Origin of the sequence: Porphyromonas sp. HMSC065F10, from assembly GCF_001808555.1 — a bacterium.
In the GTDB taxonomy this organism is placed as follows: domain Bacteria; phylum Bacteroidota; class Bacteroidia; order Bacteroidales; family Porphyromonadaceae; genus Porphyromonas_A.
Map to the genome: position 1 here is coordinate 33,429 of NZ_KV793806.1, position 16,010 is coordinate 49,438.

Below are 16,010 nucleotides of genomic sequence, written 5' to 3' on the forward strand. Positions count from 1 at the left end.
GGGAGGATGTAGTATAGCACAATAATTTTATCAGAATATCATCAGATGAATTTCCTTCAAATCGCGGCAGATACTCTGCCTCAGCTCTCTCAGGTGGCAGGCTCCGCCGTCACCGATACAGAGACGATGAATCTATGGGACTTGGCTGTCAAGGGAGGCTGGATCATGATCGTCCTCCTGCTCCTCTCGATCATCGCCTGCTACATCTTTGTGGAGCGGGTCCTCTTTTACAACAAAGCCGGCAAGAGCAATCCCTCCTTCATCGAAAAGACTCGGGACTATATCCGTGAGGGCAAGCTGGAGTCTGCCAAGGATCTCTGCGAGGCTGAGCATACCCCGGGCGCGAGGATGATCTCCAAGGGAATTGATCGCTTGGGACGTCCGACAGAGGAGATCATGGCAGCGATAGAGAATGTGGGCAACCTCGAGGTGCAGCGCTTGGAGAAGTCACTTCCTCTCCTCGCTACCGTCGCCGCCGGAGCGCCGATGATCGGCTTCCTCGGTACGGTGACCGGTATGATCCGTGCCTTCTACAATATGGCACAGGCGGGAGCCAATGTCGATGTCTCACTGCTCTCCTCCGGTATCTATGAGGCGCTGGTGACGACAGTCGGTGGTCTGATCGTCGGTATCCTCGCCCTCTTTGCCTACAATTACCTCACGACTCGGGTGGATAAGATTGTCTCAAAGTCTGAGTCGGAGGCTCTGGACTTTATGGATCTGCTCAATGAGCCTACCGTCACGTCTGCACGAAAGGGAGGGATACACTGATGAAGCTGAAGCGTAGATCTAAGGCTATAGGAGACTTTAGTATGGCATCGATGACCGATGTCATCTTCCTGCTCCTGATCTTCTTCATGGTCTCGAGTACTCTCGTGGTGCCGAGTGCCCTGAGGGTCCTGCTACCTAAGAGTTCTCAGCAGACCAATGCCCGCCCCGTCACTCGTGTTACTGTCACCCCGGAGGGGGAGTACTTCGTTGGTGTCGGTAATGGAGCGGATCGGCAGGTGACCTTTGAGGAAATTGCCCCCTTTCTGCAGGAGACTCTGGATCAGAATCCTGATATGTTCGTCGCCCTCTATGCAGATGAGGGTGTGCCGTACGGTGAGGTGGTGAAGGTGCTGAATATTGCGGTGGAGAATCGCTATCAGATGGTCCTCGCCACTCGCCCGCTCAAGGAGTAATCATGGCTCAAGCAAAGTATAGTGGAGGAAGATAAGAGAAATAGCAGGCAATGGATCTCGGCAGCCATTGCAGTGGGGGTGCACGTCCTCGCTGTGGGGCTGCTCTTCGTCGTCCTCATGCCTCCGATCAAGGTCCCGGATCTACCCGCCGGGATCTTAGTCTCCATAGGAAATATGGCAGAGGCTGAGGGGACCTACGATCCGCACGAGATCATCCCACCTGAGGAGGTGGACCCCGTGGAGCCGACACCCACACCGCCCGATGAGGACCTGCTGACGCAGGACCTGCCGGAGGCTCCGGAGGTGAAGCAGGTCAAGCGTGAGGAGCCTAAGAAGGAGCAGGTGAAGAAAAAGGACACCCGCGCGGAGCTGGAGAGGCAGCGCCAAGAGCGTCTCCGGGAAGAGCAGAAGAAGCGCGAGGCTGCTGAGGCTAAGCGCAAGGCCGATATCGCCGGTAGGGTGGCAGGAGCTCTGGGAAATGCTCAGAATGCATCCGGGTCGGGGACTACCCCGTCGGGCTCGACGACAGGGCACCAGGGCTCTCCCTCCGGTAATGTGACCGGTGGAGGTGCAGGCTCCGGAGTGGCAGGCTTTGGCGGCTGGTCTCTTGCCGGGCGTGATATTGTGGGCGGACTCAAGAGACCGGACTTCACAAAGAATGTGGAGGGCCGCATCGTCGTCACCATTACCGTCAATAGTAGTGGAAACGTCATCGCTGCCACGATCGCTCCCGGGACAACCATAGGCGACTACTCCATGCAGCAGAGTGCGATCAAGGCCGCCAAGGCCACTCGCTTCAGTCGCGCCGATCAGGTGAATAATCAGAGAGGAAAGATAACCTACAAGTACGAGCTCAACTGAGCTCTTTAGATCAAGAAAATATGTCTAAGACAGCTTATATTATCCTGGCAGATGGATTTGAGGAGACAGAGGCGATGGGTGCCTGGGATGCTCTCCGCCGGGGAGGTGTGGAGGCGACCTTCGTCTCGATCAACGACACGACCTCTGTAGAGGGCGCCCACGGGCTCCACTTTACTGCCGACCATACCATCGATGAGATCCGGAGGCAGCCCGCTGATGCCATCGCTCTACCCGGTGGAGCTACCGGTACAGAAAATCTCTATCAGAGCGACAAGGTGAGGGACCTGATCACCTCTCAGCTGAGAGATGGTCGATTGGTCGGTGCCATGTGTGCCGCTCCCTCTGTGCTTGGCCGAATGGGGCTCCTCCGCGGCAAGCGAGCCACGGCGTACCCCGGGTGGGAGAAGTACCTCGAGGGAGCAGAGGTCGTAGAGACTGAGGCGGTGGTGGACGGACAGATCATCACTGCGAGAGGTCCCCGCTACTGCTTCGCCTATGGTGTGGCGATCCTGTCACAGCTCGAGGGACGAGACAAAGCTGCTGAGGTGGCTCGAGGTCTGCTCTTGCATGAGCAGGTGGCGCCTCTTGATATATAAATGTATGAGAAATTGATATGGAGATAAATAAAGAAGAGATAAGGAAGGGACTAAAGTTTTACAACACCGAGGACCGTAAGCTGGAGGACTTCAAGCCACTCCAGTCCCCGCATGTTGGTATGTACGTCTGCGGCCCCACGGTCTATGGTGACGCCCACCTGGGCCATGCTCGGCCGGCCGTCACTTTTGACATCTTATTCAGGTACTTGTCGCACCTAGACTATAAGGTCCGCTATGTCCGCAACATCACCGATGTCGGGCACCTCGAGCACGACTCCGATGATGGTGAGGACAAGATTGCGAAGAAGGCGCGACTGGAGCAAATCGAGCCTATGGAGGTGGTGCAGCACTACTTGACTGCCTATCATCACAATATGGAGGCGCTCAATGTCCTCCCTCCCTCCATTGAGCCGATGGCGAGTGCCCACATCCAGGAGCAGATCGAGCTGACGCAGCAGATCTTGGATAATGGCTTTGCCTATGTCTCGGGCGGATCGGTCTACTTTGACGTAGAGAAGTACGATAAGAAGTACAATTATGGTCGCCTCTCAGGTCGCAACATCGAGGATATGCGGGCGAATACGAGGCAGCTTTCCGGTCAGGACGAGAAGCGCAATCCGCTTGACTTTGCCCTCTGGAAGGAGGCCTCTCCGGAGCATATCATGAAGTGGAAGAGTCCCTGGGGCATCGGCTTCCCCGGCTGGCACTGCGAGTGTACCGCTATGGGACGGAAGTATCTGGGGGATCAATTTGACATCCACGGAGGCGGGCTGGACTTGGTCTTCCCCCACCACGAGTGCGAGATCGCTCAGGCGGTCGCCTCGATGGGGCATCCGATGGTCCACTACTGGCTCCACAACAATCTCATCACCATCAATGGTCAAAAGATGGGCAAGAGCCTCGGTAACTTCATCACGCTTGATGAGGTCTTCAGTGGCAAGCACAAGCTCCTCGATCAGGCATATGATCCGATGACGGTTCGCTTCTTTGTCCTGATGGCTCACTACCGCAGTCAGCTTGATTTCAGCAATCAGGCGCTACAGGCTGCAGAGAAGGGACTGACCCGGCTCCACGAGGCTTACAAGGCGCTGGATACGCTGAAGCCATCCGCCACTCAGACCACTGAGGTAAGGGATTTCATCCACGCCTCCTATGAGCACCTCAATGACGATCTCAATACCCCGCAGGTAGTTGCAGAGCTCTTTGATGCAGCTCGTGTGATCAACACCGCAAAGAATGGTGATCAGCCGCTCACTGAGGAGCAGATCAGCGATCTGCGTCAGCTCTTTGATACGTTCCTATACGGAGTGCTGGGTATGCGTGTGGCGAATGCAGGCCTGTCCTCTCAGCATCAGGAGGCCTTTGACGGCGCGATGGATCTCCTCCTGGACCTGCGTCAGCAAGCTAAGGACAGGAAGGACTGGACCGTCTCCGATGAGATCAGAGACCGCCTGACGGCACTCGGCTTTGTCGTCAAGGACACCAAGGATGGTGCTGAGTGGTCGATCTGACAAGTTTTTTTCTGTCCCTCTCACTAATACCGATATTAGAGAAATCTAATATCGGTATTAGTCTCGCCTAATATCGGTATTAGATATTCCTAATATCGGTAAAAGAAAATGCTCCCCTTAATGTGACTGGGATCCACGGTTCTGCGGAGGTGTCTCCGGGACTCCTGGTCGGAGACCGTGAGACAGGGGGTATGTGAGGGTTGTCTCGATGGCGATTGCTCTGCATTTGGGGATGAATTGGCTCGATATATCGAGAGAATTGTCTACCTTTGCAACGTAGAGGGGGATTGGGCCCGGTAGCTCAGCTGAATAGAGTGTCAGATTCCGGATCTGAAGGTCATGGGTTTGAATCCCATCCGGGTCACTCGGTACATATGTGGTGAGGCGGGGTGTGTACGCCCTTTGTACCCCGAATTATTTTGCTACATTTGTGACAGAACAATAAAAACCAAATAGATATCAATCATGAATTTCCTGAAATACTTAGGCGTCCTCGTTATGCTCATCGGAGCCGGAGTACTGGTCTTCATCGGTGTTACCGGTGGTGCACAGGCTAATATAGGGCTATTCGTAGGTCTCGGTCTCATCCTTCTGGGCTATGTCCTCCATATTGTGCTGGACAAGAAAGCCTCCGAGCAGGAGCGTCTGCATAACTGAGCCATCCCTCTCCTCTCCCTCTTGACGTAGAGCAGAGGATTTCTGCCCTACAGATGATAGAGGATCGATATTTCTAAGAAAAAAGAGAAAGAGGAGCGGTGTATCCGGTGACACTGGGTGCGCCGCTCCTCTTCAGGTTATATCACATACCCATTATCCGGACTGAGCAGACTATGCTTAAGATACTCAACGATCAGACCACTCAGCGACTACTGGCCAGTGCAATGGAGGGCGTAGGCGCCCTGGATGAGCATCAGCTGGCGGAGAGGCTTGCTGACGCTTTTATGACTCAGCTACAGCGAGAGCTGAGGTCGAGGCAGCACTTGATCGTCTTTGCCGGTCCGAGTATGGCGGGAGCCGTGGCACTGCTCTCGGCAGTCACACTCAATATGCTGGGGCACACCACCGATGTCACCCTGCTCAATGACAGTAGCTCGGGGGTGCTGCCTGAGGTGGTCTCCTGGGCCAAGACCAGAGCCCTGGAGTCAGGACTGGTCTTGCGTGAGGTCAGTCGGGACTTTGTCCCGCCCAAGATGGATCAAAGGACGATCGTCATCGATGGGATCTGTGGCACGGAGCAGAGCGGTCGCTTTGTCGGTAGCCTTGCCAATGTCTGCCGGTTCATCAATAAGAAGCGCCCCTTTGTCATCTCCCTCGATATGCCATCCGGTCTCTGTGCTGAGGACAATAGGGACAATGACCCTGAGGCTGTCATCCACGCCAGTGTGACCTATGCCTTTCACTCTCCCAAGCTGGCTTTCTTCCTGAGAGAAAATGCGGCACTCGTGGGGGACTGGAAGGTCCTTAGTATCGGCTTGGATGACAGCTCCCTCACGAGCGATGTGAAGTACTACCTCCTTGAGGACGGAGATATGGAGGGAGCCTTCGGCTCTCGGAAGCGCTTCACCAATAAGTACGACTATGGTCGGACGCTCCTCATCGCCGGATCTAAGGGGATGATGGGCGCCTCGATCCTCGCTGCACGAGCTGCGATGCGTGCCGGGACGGGGCATCTGACCATTCATCTCCCTGCTGGAGCGGATACGATGATGCATCTCGCCGTACCTGAGGCGTTGGTCACCGAGGATCACTCTGCGGAGGGCTTCACCGGCACCAGCGAGGATCTCTCGCTCTATGATGCCATAGCCGTAGGACCCGGTCTCGGGCGGAGTGAGGCCACCGGTCGCGCCCTTATGGAGCTCATCGAAAGCAGTAACCGCCCTATGATCCTCGATGCGGATGCACTCTATCATCTCTCCAAGTGCCCTGAGAAGCTCAGTGCCCTTACTGCCGGATCGATACTTACTCCACACGCAGGGGAGTTTGATCGTCTCTTCGGTCCCTCTGAGACCGACTACGAGCGTCTGATGAAGGCAGTCGAGATGGCCTCTCGCTATGCATGCTATATTGTCCTCAAGGGAGCCTTTACCGCTACTTGTACGCCGCGGGGGCGTGTGATTATTAATTCGTCTGGCAATCCGGGTCTGGCCACGGCAGGCACAGGAGATGTGCTTACGGGGATCATACTTGCGCTACTCGGCAAGGGCATCAAGCCCCTGCACGCCTGTGTGGAGTCGGTTTTTATCCATGGCTATGCAGCGGATCTCTATCGGAATGAGGCGTCTGAGGAGACGCTGACAGCCTCCGATGTGATCGACCGTATCCCGATGGTGTATAAGGGCTTCCAGGACTACTCTACGCCCTGGGACAAGACCCTCTGATCCGGTGGAATTGATTAGGTAAGGAATAAGAATAGGCGACAACGATTTACCACTTATGCGAATAGGAGACTCGGCTCTCATGCCACCGGTGACGATGTCACTGATATGTGTCAATGGAGTGATGCTGATCGCTCTCTGGCTCTGTCAGAGGGTGGGTATAGATCTCAATTTCTTCTTGGGGCTGCACTACTGGCAGGCTGGGAGCTTTAAGATCTATCAGTTTGTCTCCTATATGTTTATGCATGGTGGGTTCAGCCACTTCTTCTTCAATATGTTTGCGCTCTGGATGTTCGGTACTGTGATCGAGCGAACCTGGGGTGCGAAGAGGTACCTGATCTACTACTTTGTTTGTGGCTTGGGGGCGGCAGTAGTGCAGGAGATCGTCTGGGGTATCGGGATGTCACCTGAGACGCTGGCGTACTATGGGGACTACTTGATCACGGTGGGGGCGAGTGGAGCGATCTTTGGGATCCTCCTTGCCTTTGGGATGCTCTATCCCAATGCGCCTCTCTTCATCATGTTTATCCCTATCCCGATCAAGGCTAAGTGGATGGTCATCGGCTACGGCATTATGGAGCTCTTTGCCGGCGTGTCGCAGACCGGAGACAATGTTGCCCACTTCGCCCACCTCGGCGGGATGATTTTTGGCTACCTGCTCATTATGTACTGGCGCAAGCGGGACAAGAAGCGGGTACGAGACGGGGTGCAGGAGTTTTTCTGATACTTCCTATGGGAGACCGGAGGCATAGAGCAAGCCTGCTGAGCACCACCGGACGGATTGTCTGGACGGTGGTGATGGTGCTGGTATTTCTCCTCTATGGAGGAGCGATGCTCTCGCCCTCTATCTCACCGCTCAGGACTCAGATCCCCTCCTTCCTTAATCTCTCTTTCCCCTTTCTCCTCGTGGCAGTCCTCCTTCTCCTCGTAGCTGCGCTGGTGATGAGACTATGGAGGTCTGCCGTTGCTTGCGTGCTCTTACTGGTCTTGAGTGGAGGCTATATCCTTACCTTTTTCCCGCTCCACAGTACTTCACTGAGTGATGCGAGGGACCTGAGAGTCGTCTCGTACAATGTTGCCAATATGGCTCTTAAGGATGACGCTGGCATCCCGGCAGCTCTTCACATCCTTGAGCAATCGGGAGCCGATATCATCTGTCTGCAAGAGGGGGTCTCCCCGGAGCAGATAGGAGGATATGGTGAGGAGGGGAGGAGACTCCTGCAGCGCTATCCCCACCGTCGCTACTACTCCGATGATCGGCTGCTGCTCCTCAGCCGGTACGACATCATCGATGGCGGTATGATCGACTATAAGTCTTACACCAATGGCTCCGCATGGTACCTCCTTAGGATTGCACCGGACCGCTCCCTCCTCTTGGTCAATAACCATATGGAGAGCTATAGCCTCGCATCGGAGGAGAAGGCGACCTTCCGTGGCTACCTTACGAAGCCGAGCCTGGAGGAGATGAAGTCTCGCCTACTCGCTATCAAGCGGAGGCTTGGTCCGTCACTCAATGTGAGAGCCGGTGCGGCCAATGCTGTGCGAGATAAGGTGAGATCTCTGCAGCGAGACTTCGCACCTACATACACCATCATCTGTGGTGACTTTAATGATACGCCTATGTCCTACTGCTACTCTCGCATCAGGGATGACCGCAGCGACGCCTTTGTGGAGACCGGTAGGGGGATGGGGGTTTCATTTAATGAGCCACTGTATGCATTTAGAATAGATCACCTCTTTTACGACGGTCCACTGAAGGCTATGGCCGCAGAGATCCCGAGCCACAAGGAGTGCAGCGATCACAACCCGCTCTTAGTGGACTTCAAGACCCTCGATACAAACGAATAAGCTCCCTATGTCTAGTAAAGTCAGATCTTTCCTTGCCCGCCTGATCACAGGAGTCCTCTACGTCTCGATCATTCTCTTTGGGATCCTAACGGACTCGGTCAATATGATGGCGGCTATTTTTGCCATCCTCACATCCTTTGCTACCTACGAGTATCAGACCATCACTCAGGTCAATAGGTACTTCCCGATCCTCAAGACGGTGCATGCGGTGATGGCAGGCGTGCTCTTCTTCATTATATTCAACGTCATCTCGCAGGGCTACACCTACAAGCATCTACTGATAGCAGTGCTCCCGTACGTTGCCTACTACCTCTTCTACATCATCACGGAGCTCTTCCGGAGACGTCCCCATGCGATCGAGGAGATAGCGCACGCCTTCTTCTCGCACCTCTATACGACTGTGCCCTTTGGGGCGCTGATGCTGCTCTGCTATATGGCTCCGGAGGACACAGGGCAGTACCTGCTCAGCTTTGATCACACGTTTTGGTTGCTGCCGATATTTGTATTCATCTGGCTCAATGACTCCGGTGCTTATTGCGTCGGCAGTATGATCGGCAAGCATCAGATGGCACCGCACATCTCCCCTCACAAGACTGTGGAGGGATTGCTGGGCGGTATCGCCTTCACCCTCTTGGGAGCAGTGGCATTTTACTACTTCTTTCCGGCAGTGACCAGCTTGGTTAATTGGCTCATCCTCGCTGCCATTGTGGGCTTCTTTGCCACCTGTGGGGATCTCTTTGAGAGCCTGCTAAAGCGCTGCTATGATGTGAAGGACTCCGGGCATATCCTTCCCGGGCATGGAGGCATACTGGACCGCATCGATAGCACGATCCTTGCAGCACCCCCCGCATTCATCTTTATTATCCTCTTCGTCTACCTCTGACAGAGTCACTCGAGTAGCCCCTCAGGCAGGGTGAGGCGAAGGATGTGGTGCGCCTCATCAAGTGTCTCTATCCACTCTGTCACCCAGGGGAGCAGATGCTCTTTCTCATCGTCTGAGCGTACACACAGCAGGACATTAGCGGTACTGTCATCGTACCGCTCCACTACACCGAGATAGGAGTCATCATCAGAGCTGTAGACTCGCCATCCGATGAGGCTCTGGTAGCTCTCGCCCTGATCTTGAGTCAGGTCGTGCTGATCGCTCGGTGCGGCGAAGGTGGGACAGCCGCGGTATAGCTCCGCTGTCTCCATGTCATCCACACCGGAGACCTTGACGACCACTTGACCGCTCCGGTCCACCAGCTCCTCAATCTCAAAGGGGACCTTGATCCCCTCTATCTCGATGAAGATGTAGTCGTCCAGTGCTGTCTCCGGGAAGGAGTCGACGATGAAGTCGCCCATCGTGCCATAGGTCTTGAGTATCGGACCGAGGGCGATGTAGTGGTCAGGTAGCGGTCGGAGATCGGTGGGCTTCATTGTAGAAACGTTAGTCGATGCGACTTATCGAGGCACCGATGGCATTGAGGCGCTTGTCGATATTTTGGTAGCCGCGGTCGATCTGCTCGATGTTATTGATTCGGCTCGTCCCACTGGCCGACATGGCTGCGATGAGTAGCGCAATACCAGCACGTATATCGGGTGAGTCCATCGTGGCGGCACGGAACGGGTGAGAGCGATCAAGCCCGATCACGGCAGCACGGTGAGGATCACACAGGATGATCTGCGCACCGATGTCGATCAGCTTATCCACAAAGAAGAGTCGGCTCTCAAACATCTTCTGATGAAAGAGTACGCTCCCTCTCGCCTGCGTCGCGGCCACCAGCATCACGCTGATGAGGTCCGGTGACAGTCCCGGCCATGGTGCGTCCGCAATGGTCAGGATAGAGCCGTCCATAAAGGTGTCGATCTCGTAGTGCTCCTGTGCCGGGATGAATAGATCCTCTCCCCTCATCTCGGTCCGTATCCCCAGTTGCTGAAATGCCCGGGGGATCATCGCCATCTCCTCAATGTGTGGATTGACGATGGTGATCTCGGAGGCGGTCATTGCGGCCATGCCGATGAAGCTCCCCACCTCGATCATATCAGGGAGGATCGTGTGGTCCGCTCCTGACAAGTGGTCTACTCCCTCTATCGTCAGTCTATTGCTTGCAACCCCCTCTATCTTGGCCCCCATCGCGATGAGTAGCCGGCAGAGCTGCTGTACATATGGCTCGCAGGCAGCGTTGTAGATCGTGGTAGTGCCCTCGGCAAGGACCGCTGCCATGATGACGTTGGCGGTGCCGGTGACCGATGCCTCCTCTAAGAGCATATACTTCCCGTGCAGTCCGTCCTTAGCCTGCATTGAGAAGAGCTCTGTCTCCTCGTCGTAGTCAAAGGTGGCTCCCAGACTTTGGAAGCCTTGGAAGTGAGTGTCGAGCCTGCGCCGACCGATCTTGTCTCCTCCCGGCTTCGTGATCACAGCCTTCCCGAAGCGTGAGAGTAGGGGACCCAAAAGGAGGATCGACCCTCTCAGCTTGCGGCACTTGACGAGAAACTCCTCAGAGTAGGCAAAGTCAAGATTGACATCATCGGCCTGGAAGCAATAGGTATCCTCACTCTCCTTAGTCACCTTCACCCCCAGATCCATCATCAGCCGGATGAGGTTTTTCACGTCGAGGATGTCAGGGACATTGGAGATGCGGACCTCCTGGTCGGTAAGCAGGGCGGCAGAGATGACCTGTAGGGCTTCGTTTTTAGCCCCCTGAGGGACGAGGGTCCCCTTCATCTGCCGACCACCCTCTATGACAAATGCGCCCATGATACTTATCTTCTTTTCTTCTTATTGTGGTTGCCGCCCTTGTTCCCTCGCCCCCGATTGTTGTTGCTGCCCTTCCGATTATTATTACTCATATGGGGATTGTTGCCGGTCGGGGCTGTGAGGACTCCCGCCTCAGGCAGCGTGCAGATGTGCTCATCGAGGTAGACCTCTCCCTTGGAGAGCTCGTAGAGGTCTGCAAAGATCTTGGAGTCAGCGACGGAGGACTTATTCCAGCTGCAGTACTGGCGCTTCATCTCCACGGCAGTGATCCTCGCCAGCTCATCCCGCTCCTCGCCCTCCGGAAGCACCTTCACGATCTCCACCATCCGCTCTATCGTGTGTCCATAGTGGCGATACTTGGGAGGCTCCTGTGTGCAGTCATCCAGTCTCGGCACGACCGGCTCTTCATATTCCTCACGAGAGGTGACAGGGTAGGGGAAGTCCACCTCCAGCCGGAAGCGGGACATGATATATAGGTGATCCCAGAGGATCTGCTCGAAGTCCTCCCGATCCTTATCTGTCGTGGCAAAGGAGCGCATCGTATCGATGATCGTCTCCGCACACTGCTGACGGGTTGCGGGATCCTCTATCTCGACACAACGGTCAACCATATTCTGGACATTACGTCCGTACTGAGGCAGGATCAAGGGCTTGGCGTCGTTTTCCTTATAGTCTTGTAGCATATATCTTACTTTTGCTCATCGAGACGGGTCCGGATCTTCTTGGTCTCCTCCTCGTAGCCGGGCTTGCCGAGGAGCGCAAACATATTGCGCTTGTAGTCCTCTACACCGGGTTGGTTAAAGGGATTGACCCCCAGCATATATCCGCTGATGCCGACAGACTTCTCGAAGAAATAGAAGAGCTGACCAATATAGTACTCACTCAGCTCCGGGATCTCAAGGCGCAGCACAGGCACGTCCCCATCAAGGTGAGCGAGGATGGTCCCCGTCTCTGCATTCTTATTGACAAAGTCGACATGCTTACCGGCGAGATAGTTGAGCCCGTCAAGATTATCCTTATCCTCAGGCACGATGACGGAGTGGCGCGGTTTCGTGACACTTACAAAGGTCTCAAAGAGGTTCCTCTCGCCCTGCTGGATCATCTGTCCTATGGAGTGAAGGTCGGTTGTGAAGTCGGCTAAGGTTGGGAAGATGCCCTTCCCATCCTTGCCCTCGCTCTCAGCAAAGAGCTGCTTCCACCACTCGCCTATGTAGTGGAAGCGGGGATTGAAGTTATTCAGTATCTCCAGCTTTTTCCCATTATGGTAGAGTGCATTGCGGGTAGCGGCATATCGGACAGCCATATTCTCCTCGCCCTTGACACTCCGCCCAATGTGCTTCTCCATATCCTGCGCCCCTCTCACTAATGATCGGATGTCGCAGCCGGCAGCAGCGAGAGGCACCAGCCCGACCGGCGTGAGGACGGTAAAGCGCCCGCCTACCGGATCAGGGATGACGAAGGTCTTATAGTCCTCATCATCGGAGAGTTTGCGAAGAGCTCCCTTGTGTGCATCGGTGATGGCGATGATGTGCTTGCGCGCAAAGTCTACTCCCTCCTGCGACTCCAAGAGCTCCTTCAGGAGCCTAAAGGCAATAGAGGGCTCAGTCGTCGTACCGCTCTTGGAGATATTGATGATGCCAAACTTGCGTCCTCTCAGGAGATCAATCAGCTCGGCGAGATAGTCCTCGCTCACCTGATTGCCGGCAAAGAGGAGTCTGGGCCCGCGCTGCTCCTTGTAGTCGGCAAAGGAGTCTCTCACGCCATCGTAGACCGCACGGATCCCGAGGTAGGAGCCACCGATCCCGACGGAGACCACAAAGTCGCAGTCTTCCCGTAGGGGCTTCACCGACTCCTCGATCTCACTCAGCGTCTCCTCTGTGATTGAAGAAGGCAGGGAGACCCAGCCGAGGAAGTCATTTCCCGGTCGATCTCCTGTGTAGAGTGACTCATGAGCCGCATCGGCCTCCTTGATGAGTGTGCGGTACTCTGTCTGCAGATCATTGTTGCACAGAGCGTTCTTAGTGTCCAGCGAGATATACTCCATATGTTCTCAATACTTTTGTTCTTTGATTTTACTTATACGCAAATATACCTATTTCCTTACTTGAGACCTTTGCATAATACCCCATCTGCAGCGTCACATTCGAGATTCGGGCTTGGTCATGTGCGTAAGCACACTCCCTTCGCCCTCACTCTCAGTCCCTTGCATCTGGGGCATTCTGCAAAGTCCCTGCCGAAAAAGCGGTGCTTTTTCGGCGAAAGACCATTTTGCAAAGGTCTTTACTTAGGATCCTTGCGCCATCCTCTTTCTGTCAGTGCTACTCCAGCTGATGTGATGCTCTCCGTAAGAGCCACTCCTCTTACCTACAAGCGGATATCCTCGTACCCCGGAGGCATATCGTAGATGGCGTTGCGGAAGATCTTGTAGCCGGGCTCCCTGCCATCCTTTGGTACATAGATCAGCAGGTAGTCAAAGCGGATGTCGCTGTAGACTAAGTGTCTCCCTCCTTTCTTATCCTGGAGGAAAGCCTTGGCGGCACGTAGGATGTTGAGTTGCTTCTGTGGGGTGATGAGCGACTCGAGGTCCCGAAGAGCTCCGAGGTTACTTCTCGCTTTCACCTCGATGAAGCAGAGGGTGGTCCCCTCCATGACGATCAAGTCCAGTTCCAGCGGTCCGGACTTGTAATTTTGTGCAATGATGGTGTAGCCCTTTTGGCGCATTAGGTCGGCGCACATCAGCTCGATCGCATGACCATCGGTGGCGGAGGCATTGTCAGATCTCATCGGGATGCTCTCTCTCGTAGTCAAGGAGTAATCTCTTCCTCTCGCTGCCCCAGCGGTAGTGCCCTGTGGAATGGTCTGCCGGTACTACTCGGTGACAGGGTAGGAGGATGGCGTATCTGTTTTGAGACAAAAGATGCCCGACTGCCCTCGCGTACCCAAGGGTGAGCGAATTAAGTCGGCAGAGCTCCCCATAGGTAATGGTCTGGCCCGCCCTGATCGTGGAGAGGAGGTCCCAAAAGTGGGGTGCCCAAGCTGGGCTTGCCTGATGGATCCTGTACCGACTCGGCAGGGGACGACAGAGGGACAGCGCGCTCTGGAGGTCTGCAAGCAAGGACACCTCCTCAGGGACCTCCTCGGGAGCCGGCAGGCACGACCACAGATCCAGCGTGTGTGGATCTATGATCACCCTCACGGGACCTATTGGAGAGAAGAGGAAGTGGCTCTCAGTCCCTGTAGTCAACGCAGGCTCTGGAGACAAGATAGGGCTTGATGTACTTACCTACCAGTGCGACGTGATCGGGGTGAGTGGCGTAGTCGTGGAGCTTCTGCAGATCCTCGCAGTGAGCGATGAGGGCGAGGTCGTACTTCTCCGAGGGGTTGGCGTTGATCTCGATGCGCAGGTCCACCAGCTCCTTGATGGTGTGGGGCAGCTGCTCAAAGTCTGACTTCAGTGCTGCAAGGTGCAGATCTTTCTCCTCGCCGGCGAGCTTGTCGTCAAGCTGGAAGAGGACTATGTGGGTGATCATGATTTATTGGATGTTAGAGAATTGTAGTTCGTCAAGCTGTGAGTCTTTATACCCTAAGAAGTAGAGGATGCCATCCAGCCCGGTGGTGGTGATGGACTGCTTGGCGCTCTCCTGCACCTTTGGCTTGGCGTGGAAGGCTATGCCCAGCCCGGCTGTGGAGAGCATCGGCAAGTCGTTTGCTCCATCACCGACAGCCACGGTCTGTCGGATGTCGACCTTCTCCAGCTGGGCGATGAGCTTCAGGAGCTCCGCCTTACGTCGCCCATCGACCACCTCGCCGATGTATCTCCCTGTCAGCTTATTATCCGGCCCTATCTCGAGATCATTGGCGTAGACGTAGTCGAGGTTAAAGAGGTCCTTGAGGTAATTACCGAAGTAGGTGAAGCCACCGCTGAGAATGGCAATCTTGAAGCCGACACGCTTGAGGATATGCATCGTCCGCTCCAGACCATCCATAAGAGGAAGGTTGACGGCAATATCTTGCATAACACTTGCGTCTAGCCCTTTGAGAAGTGCCACGCGCTCCTTGAAGCTCTCCCGGAAGTCGATCTCGCCTCGCATGGCGCGGGCGGTGATCTCCTTTACCTGATCGCCTACACCTGCCCTCTCTGCAAGCTCATCGATCACCTCAGTCTTGATGAGGGTCGAGTCCATATCGAAGCAGATCAAGCGTCTCATCCGACGGAACATACTATCCTGCTGGAAGGAGACGTCCATATGGTGCTCGTCAGAAATGCGGATGATATGTCGCTGCATAGCGACCTGATCCTTGGGGGTCCCGCGGAGGGAGATCTCAATACTGGCCCTTGGGTGCCTCTGATTCTCCACCAAGGGGATGCGCCCTGTCAGGCGATCCACGGAGTCAATATTCATCCCCTGGTCTGCCACCTCCTTGGTGATCGCTGCCACCATATCGGCGGTGATTGTCTTGGAGAGGAGCGTGATGATGTACTTATTCTTCCCCTGATTGCCGACCCACTCCGAGTAGCTGTCGGGATCAATGATGCGGAAGGTGACCGTCACACCCAGATCATTGGCGCAGAAGAGTAGGTCCTTCAGCACGTTTCCGCTACCCTGTGAGGAGACAGAGAAGAGGACACCGAGGGTGAGGTGCTTATGGATGTCAACCTGTCCTATGTCGAGGATCGTCAGGTCGTGCTTTGCAAGTACGGTGGTGATGGCTGCAGTGACGCCCGGGCGATCGGTGCCATTGAATACCGCCAGTAGGATTTCCTTCTGATCAGATGATTCCATGCTTTACAATAGTGTAGGCTCAAAACTTGTCTTAGCAAAGATAGCAAAATGGCAGACTACTTCAGCGGATACCTCCAGCCCTCGATTCCGCAGGCTGGAGATTTGTTGCGG

The 16,010-nt window shown here is 55.0% G+C and carries 18 protein-coding genes and 1 tRNA gene; 11 read left to right on the plus strand and 8 right to left on the minus strand.

Annotated features, from left to right (window positions below; translation table 11 throughout):
- Window positions 1-45 precede the first annotated feature (45 nt).
- From HMPREF2890_RS08125 to HMPREF2890_RS08175, 11 genes are all read left to right on the plus strand, one after another.
- Window positions 46-771, plus strand: coding sequence for a MotA/TolQ/ExbB proton channel family protein (locus HMPREF2890_RS08125; RefSeq protein ID WP_070467470.1), 726 nt, complete (start codon window positions 46-48; stop codon window positions 769-771).
- Complete coding sequence (locus tag HMPREF2890_RS08130; protein WP_070467472.1) at window positions 771-1,184, plus strand: ExbD/TolR family protein; 414 nt, start codon at window positions 771-773, stop codon at window positions 1,182-1,184. Before HMPREF2890_RS08125 ends, HMPREF2890_RS08130 begins: the two co-directional genes overlap by 1 nt.
- Window positions 1,185-1,205: 21 nt before the next feature.
- On the plus strand, window positions 1,206-2,045 hold the full coding sequence (locus tag HMPREF2890_RS08135) for a cell envelope integrity protein TolA (RefSeq protein ID WP_070467474.1): 840 nt from the start codon (window positions 1,206-1,208) through the stop codon (window positions 2,043-2,045).
- A gap of 20 nt (window positions 2,046-2,065) precedes the next feature.
- A complete protein-coding gene (locus tag HMPREF2890_RS08140; RefSeq protein ID WP_070467476.1) occupies window positions 2,066-2,641 on the plus strand; it encodes a DJ-1 family glyoxalase III in 576 nt (191 codons plus the stop codon).
- A gap of 17 nt (window positions 2,642-2,658) precedes the next feature.
- Window positions 2,659-4,152, plus strand: a complete 1,494-nt coding sequence (gene cysS / locus HMPREF2890_RS08145; RefSeq protein WP_070467478.1) for a cysteine--tRNA ligase — start codon at window positions 2,659-2,661, stop codon at window positions 4,150-4,152.
- A gap of 290 nt (window positions 4,153-4,442) precedes the next feature.
- Window positions 4,443-4,516 (plus strand) — tRNA-Arg (locus HMPREF2890_RS08150).
- Window positions 4,517-4,617: 101 nt separating this feature from the next.
- Complete coding sequence (locus HMPREF2890_RS08155) at window positions 4,618-4,809, plus strand: hypothetical protein (RefSeq protein ID WP_070467480.1); 192 nt, start codon at window positions 4,618-4,620, stop codon at window positions 4,807-4,809.
- A 173-nt stretch (window positions 4,810-4,982) separates the two neighbouring features.
- Window positions 4,983-6,530: an NAD(P)H-hydrate dehydratase gene (locus tag HMPREF2890_RS08160; protein WP_070467507.1), complete on the plus strand. Its 1,548-nt coding sequence runs from the start codon at window positions 4,983-4,985 to the stop codon at window positions 6,528-6,530.
- Window positions 6,531-6,585: 55 nt separating this feature from the next.
- Window positions 6,586-7,251: a rhomboid family intramembrane serine protease gene (locus HMPREF2890_RS08165; protein ID WP_070467483.1), complete on the plus strand. Its 666-nt coding sequence runs from the start codon at window positions 6,586-6,588 to the stop codon at window positions 7,249-7,251.
- Window positions 7,252-7,259: 8 nt separating this feature from the next.
- On the plus strand, window positions 7,260-8,375 hold the full coding sequence (locus tag HMPREF2890_RS08170; RefSeq protein WP_070467486.1) for an endonuclease/exonuclease/phosphatase family protein: 1,116 nt from the start codon (window positions 7,260-7,262) through the stop codon (window positions 8,373-8,375).
- A gap of 7 nt (window positions 8,376-8,382) precedes the next feature.
- Window positions 8,383-9,258: a phosphatidate cytidylyltransferase gene (locus HMPREF2890_RS08175; protein ID WP_083289908.1), complete on the plus strand. Its 876-nt coding sequence runs from the start codon at window positions 8,383-8,385 to the stop codon at window positions 9,256-9,258.
- A 5-nt stretch (window positions 9,259-9,263) separates the two neighbouring features.
- Here HMPREF2890_RS08175 and HMPREF2890_RS08180 read toward each other — a convergent pair whose 3' ends face one another.
- From HMPREF2890_RS08180 to serB, 8 genes are all read right to left on the minus strand, one after another.
- Window positions 9,264-9,794 carry a ribosome maturation factor RimM gene (locus HMPREF2890_RS08180; protein ID WP_070467488.1) on the minus strand — a complete coding sequence of 177 codons (531 nt, stop codon included), beginning with the start codon at window positions 9,792-9,794 and terminating at the stop codon, window positions 9,264-9,266.
- Between the two features lie 10 nt (window positions 9,795-9,804).
- Entirely contained in the window at window positions 9,805-11,115 is a 1,311-nt protein-coding gene (murA, locus tag HMPREF2890_RS08185; RefSeq protein ID WP_070467491.1) for a UDP-N-acetylglucosamine 1-carboxyvinyltransferase, read from the minus strand.
- Window positions 11,116-11,120: 5 nt separating this feature from the next.
- Window positions 11,121-11,798 carry a DUF4290 domain-containing protein gene (locus HMPREF2890_RS08190; protein WP_070467493.1) on the minus strand — a complete coding sequence of 226 codons (678 nt, stop codon included), beginning with the start codon at window positions 11,796-11,798 and terminating at the stop codon, window positions 11,121-11,123.
- A 5-nt stretch (window positions 11,799-11,803) separates the two neighbouring features.
- Entirely contained in the window at window positions 11,804-13,159 is a 1,356-nt protein-coding gene (locus HMPREF2890_RS08195) for a glucose-6-phosphate isomerase (protein WP_070467495.1), read from the minus strand.
- Between the two features lie 320 nt (window positions 13,160-13,479).
- Window positions 13,480-13,899 carry a YraN family protein gene (locus tag HMPREF2890_RS08200; protein WP_070467497.1) on the minus strand — a complete coding sequence of 140 codons (420 nt, stop codon included), beginning with the start codon at window positions 13,897-13,899 and terminating at the stop codon, window positions 13,480-13,482.
- A complete protein-coding gene (locus tag HMPREF2890_RS09120; protein WP_070467500.1) occupies window positions 13,889-14,305 on the minus strand; it encodes an MGMT family protein in 417 nt (138 codons plus the stop codon). Before HMPREF2890_RS09120 ends, HMPREF2890_RS08200 begins: the two co-directional genes overlap by 11 nt.
- 37 nt (window positions 14,306-14,342) lie before the next feature.
- A complete protein-coding gene (locus HMPREF2890_RS08210) occupies window positions 14,343-14,645 on the minus strand; it encodes a Dabb family protein (protein WP_070467502.1) in 303 nt (100 codons plus the stop codon).
- Window positions 14,646-14,648: 3 nt separating this feature from the next.
- Window positions 14,649-15,899, minus strand: a complete 1,251-nt coding sequence (gene serB / locus HMPREF2890_RS08215; RefSeq protein ID WP_070467504.1) for a phosphoserine phosphatase SerB — start codon at window positions 15,897-15,899, stop codon at window positions 14,649-14,651.
- Window positions 15,900-16,010 lie beyond the last annotated feature (111 nt).

Coding starts and splice junctions, on each gene's coding strand:
- HMPREF2890_RS08210 (WP_070467502.1), bottom strand. CDS start 14,645: ATGATCACCCACATAGTCCTCTTCCAGCTTGACGACAAGCTCGCCGGC.
- HMPREF2890_RS08140 (WP_070467476.1), top strand. CDS start 2,066: ATGTCTAAGACAGCTTATATTATCCTGGCAGATGGATTTGAGGAGACA.
- murA (WP_070467491.1), bottom strand. CDS start 11,115: ATGGGCGCATTTGTCATAGAGGGTGGTCGGCAGATGAAGGGGACCCTC.
- HMPREF2890_RS08155 (WP_070467480.1), top strand. CDS start 4,618: ATGAATTTCCTGAAATACTTAGGCGTCCTCGTTATGCTCATCGGAGCC.
- HMPREF2890_RS08175 (WP_083289908.1), top strand. CDS start 8,383: ATGTCTAGTAAAGTCAGATCTTTCCTTGCCCGCCTGATCACAGGAGTC.
- HMPREF2890_RS08125 (WP_070467470.1), top strand. CDS start 46: ATGAATTTCCTTCAAATCGCGGCAGATACTCTGCCTCAGCTCTCTCAG.
- HMPREF2890_RS08165 (WP_070467483.1), top strand. CDS start 6,586: ATGCGAATAGGAGACTCGGCTCTCATGCCACCGGTGACGATGTCACTG.
- HMPREF2890_RS08160 (WP_070467507.1), top strand. CDS start 4,983: ATGCTTAAGATACTCAACGATCAGACCACTCAGCGACTACTGGCCAGT.
- HMPREF2890_RS08180 (WP_070467488.1), bottom strand. CDS start 9,794: ATGAAGCCCACCGATCTCCGACCGCTACCTGACCACTACATCGCCCTC.
- HMPREF2890_RS08170 (WP_070467486.1), top strand. CDS start 7,260: ATGGGAGACCGGAGGCATAGAGCAAGCCTGCTGAGCACCACCGGACGG.
- serB (WP_070467504.1), bottom strand. CDS start 15,899: ATGGAATCATCTGATCAGAAGGAAATCCTACTGGCGGTATTCAATGGC.
- HMPREF2890_RS08130 (WP_070467472.1), top strand. CDS start 771: ATGAAGCTGAAGCGTAGATCTAAGGCTATAGGAGACTTTAGTATGGCA.
- HMPREF2890_RS08190 (WP_070467493.1), bottom strand. CDS start 11,798: ATGCTACAAGACTATAAGGAAAACGACGCCAAGCCCTTGATCCTGCCT.
- HMPREF2890_RS08195 (WP_070467495.1), bottom strand. CDS start 13,159: ATGGAGTATATCTCGCTGGACACTAAGAACGCTCTGTGCAACAATGAT.
- HMPREF2890_RS08200 (WP_070467497.1), bottom strand. CDS start 13,899: ATGAGATCTGACAATGCCTCCGCCACCGATGGTCATGCGATCGAGCTG.
- cysS (WP_070467478.1), top strand. CDS start 2,659: ATGGAGATAAATAAAGAAGAGATAAGGAAGGGACTAAAGTTTTACAAC.